The sequence below is a fragment of the Ursidibacter arcticus genome, assembly GCF_009761375.1.
GTDB classification, from domain to species: domain Bacteria; phylum Pseudomonadota; class Gammaproteobacteria; order Enterobacterales; family Pasteurellaceae; genus Ursidibacter; species Ursidibacter arcticus.
In genome coordinates this window covers 1-429 of the sequence record NZ_LEKM01000068.1, presented here as the reverse complement: position 1 = coordinate 429, position 429 = coordinate 1, and the positions used below count along the sequence as shown (strand labels likewise).

At 40.8% G+C, this 429-nt stretch carries 1 protein-coding gene; it reads left to right on the top strand.

The features are described from left to right. Nucleotides 1-429, top strand: a 429-nt coding sequence (locus A1D25_RS01810) for an autotransporter outer membrane beta-barrel domain-containing protein (RefSeq protein WP_157394016.1), incomplete at both ends; no start/stop codon positions are given.

The window sequence follows — 429 nt, the reverse complement described above, 5'->3', positions numbered from 1 at the left end:
CACACCAACAGGGCAACCTAATTCCGTTGTTGTGCCAACAGCTACACCAACAGAACAAGTTGCTTTAAGTGAAAAATCGAATGCTCTTGTTTCATTACGTCAGGCTCAGCTAGCTCTAGTTGAAAGTAATTTGGAAGGGTTACATCAACGTTTGGGTGAAATTAAAAACGGTGAAAAGGGCAACCTATGGGTTCGTAATATCAACTCACGCAACCGTTTTGCATCAACTGAAACAGACTATAATTCGCGTTCATCAGGGTTTGAACAAGATAGTCATACGGTTCAATTAGGTGTAGATACTGCTCTTTCTGATAATTTCCGAATCGGTGGTTTTGTGGGGAATAGCCGTTCTCATATTGATTTCAATGGAGAATACGGTTCAGGTAAAGTAAGAACTCAATCTTTGGGGGTATATGGAACTTACCTTGC